This window comes from Actinocrinis sp., from assembly GCF_035605935.1.
Lineage (GTDB): Bacteria > Actinomycetota > Actinomycetes > Streptomycetales > Catenulisporaceae > Actinocrinis.
The window spans coordinates 1-2,983 of sequence record NZ_DATNGK010000177.1 but is presented as its reverse complement, the minus strand read 5'-3'; the positions used below and the strand labels follow the sequence as shown (position 1 = coordinate 2,983).

1 protein-coding gene and 2 pseudogenes are annotated in these 2,983 nt (G+C 65.6%); 1 reads left to right on the top strand and 2 read right to left on the bottom strand.

Annotated elements, in window-relative coordinates; translation table 11 throughout:
• A pseudogene (locus VN779_RS14570) lies at positions 1 to 435 on the bottom strand (hypothetical protein); the annotation flags it as partial.
• Positions 436 to 733: 298 nt separating this feature from the next.
• Entirely contained in the window at positions 734 to 2,089 is a 1,356-nt protein-coding gene (locus VN779_RS14565; RefSeq protein WP_325723479.1) for a cellulose binding domain-containing protein, read from the bottom strand.
• Between the two features lie 699 nt (positions 2,090 to 2,788).
• Here VN779_RS14565 and VN779_RS14560 point away from each other — a divergent pair.
• Positions 2,789 to 2,983, top strand: a pseudogene (locus tag VN779_RS14560) (alpha-galactosidase); the annotation flags it as partial.

Below are 2,983 nucleotides of genomic sequence, written 5' to 3'. Positions count from 1 at the left end.
GGCCGTCACGCCCATCCCGCCGCCGGACTCGTGCAGCACCCCGTTGTACAGGTCCAGATAGCCCACGAAGTTCGATGCCGAGGTCATCGCGGACAGCCCCGGGATATTGACCTGGCCCGGGGAGAGCCGGTTCGGCATGGTGTCGCTGCGGTTGAGCTGGGCGGTCAAGCCGTTAGCCGCCCACGCGGCCACCCCCAACGAGCCGTTGCCCAGCGGCAGAAACTGGTTCGCCGCGGCGTTCGCCTTGCCGATCACCACATTCGAACGCGACACGATCCCGCCGATGTTCTGCGAGAACGCTCCGTCCTGCCAGGCGGTAGTGGTGCTGGCGGCCGCGGCCGGCGTACTTGAACCCAGGGCCAGCGCCAGCGGCGGCGCAAGCGAGAATGCGGCTGCCGCGGCGGCCAGCCGCAGCAGTCCGGGCCGAACGGACACAAGTCCTCCTGATGCGTCGCAATGGTCATGTTGATGCGGCACAACCGGGGACACATCGGACGTGTTGTAGCGCGGCCGCTCTGAACGCGTCCAGAGGCGGCGAAACTCTCGACCCTACTGCGGTTCACGCCGTGACGAACCGCAGGCAGAGCGCGCAGAGTTCGCTGTGAAGGTATGAAAGTTTCTTGATTCACTCGGCGCGGCACGCGCGCTCGGCGAGGGTTGAGCGCGCCGGCGGGGCAGGCGCGCTCAACCGTTGTGCCGAAGGTTACGGGTTATCGGGTCACGGGTTATCGGGTCACGGGCTGGTGCAGGTGAGGGTCGGGGTAGAAGGTGAGCCGTTGGCGAGGAATCCGAAAGTAGTGGTGGCTCCGGCGCCCAGCGAGCCGTTGTAGGAGACGTTCTTGACGGTGACCGCCGAGCCGCTGGTGGTCAGGGTGCCGTTCCAGACTTGGGTGATCTGTTGTCCGCTCGCGAGGGTCCAGTGCACGGTCCAGCCGCTTATCGCGGCGTTGCCCGCAGTGACGGTGACCTGGCCCTGGAAACCGCCTGGCCACGAGCCCTCAGCCTGATACGTCGCGGCGCACGCTCCGGGAGGCGGCGGGGTGTTGCTCGCCGAGGCCGAAGGACTGGCCGATGCGCTAGCGGACGCGCTGGCCGAGGCAGAGGCGCTGGCGGAGGTTGACGGGGAGGGGCTGCCACCGCCCGGCGGCACATATGGGCACTTGGGCTGGTAGATGGAGATCGTAGATGGGTCCGGCAGGCTCGGGCACAGGAACTGGGTGTAGCGGGTGTCGCTGTCCACGAAGATCTTCAACCACGGGATGATCAGCTTCATCTCTACGTTGTTCGCGTGCGTGTAGTACACGTGGTCCGCACCGGCGATCTGCGCGAAATCAGTCGTCGTCGAGGCCGGCAGGGTCGCGTACTCACTGGAGAGCAGGGACGGGGTGACCACGGTGTCGTTCTGCCCGCCGATGACCAGGGTGGGCACTGTGTCGGTAGACCAGCTCTCCGACGGGGAATAGGGCGCCAGGCCCACCGCGGCCCGCAGGCTCGGGCGATGCTCGGTCGCGTAGACCATGCCGCCGCCGCCCATCGAGTGCCCCAGCACCGCCAGCCGGTTCGGGTCGACCTCGTTCTTGACCGGGCTGGCCGTGGTCAACCAGTCCAACGCTGCCAGCAGTTCCTGACCGCGCGCCACGTCGAAGTCGGTGCGGCTGTTGGTCTCGATACAGATCACGACGAACCCGAAGGAGGCCAGCCACGGCCCCATCCACGCCTCTTCGTTCGCGCACAACGCGGTGTAGCCCGGCACGATCGCCAAAGCGCCCCAGGTGCCCTGGCTGGTATCGGTCGGGTAGTACACCACCCCGCCGTTGAACCCGTTGCCCGGCGCCACATTCTGCTGCGCGGTCGCGAACGTGCCGCGCGTGGCCTCAATACTCTGAATCGTCGGGTTGGGACCGCGCTGCGTCGCGTTCGGCGTGATCGCGTTCGGACTCGGCTGCGCCGACGCCGGACCGACCGCGAACACCATCGCGATCATCGCCGCCACCACCGCCACCGAAGCCACCACGGCGCGCAGCGCATGCGGCCGCCGCCGCAGCCTGGCCCGCTCCCCCACTCCCCCGGCGTCATCCGGCGCCGACATGGAACGTGGATCTCCTCGCATCGCGTACCTCTTCCTCAGTTGTATTGGTGCAGAAGGGCAGCAGTGTTAGCGCTCTCATACGCGACAGCTCAGCAGCGCGGTGATGGAATGTGCGTGCCCGAAGTTGTGCCACATCGCTCGGTGACGTTGCCAAGACGATACGGAAACCTCAAGATTTCGTGGCGCGGATGCGAGTTGCGAGGTGGGCTCCGAGGCGCCAACGAGCGGCATCCGATCAGCGGCTTTGATACGGTCTTGGGCACGGCGTCAGCCTTCGTATGCGTGCAACCGAATGCGAAACTTACAATTGATCACGGCCCGATGCAGACCGAGGCAGCACCCATACATCCCATGACATCGTGATTCGTTGTTTTTCTGAAACTAGGCCGGTGTTCGGATCTGTCGGCGATCGTCGAACGGTCGACAGCGTTCGAATGCTTGCAGCACATCGCGAGCGAGCCAGCGATTGGTAATTCAACACCCTGTGCTTACATTGAGAGTCAGCCTGCTGCTCCACCGCTTGACAGTGCGCTGACCGCACTGCACCGTCTGCGTTCCGTAACGCCTCGAACAACGCCGCCGCTGATCGCTGTCTTGGGCGAGGCCATCGTGTTAGCGCTAACAGGAGCGCTCAGAGAACAGGGAGACGACGGTATGCAGGACACGGGACATCCGCGCCGATGGCGGGGTATTCGCTCAATGACACGCCGGCGCGCCGGACTGGGTCTCCTTGCGGTCGCGTTGGTAGTTGCCGGGGCGCCGCTGCTCACAGTGGGAGCGGCAGCGCCGGCGCAGGCGTTGGGTAATGGTTTGGCGTTGACGCCGCAGATGGGGTTCAACGATTGGAACGCCTATGGCTGTAACGTCTCCGAGTCCCTGATCAAGGCCACCGCG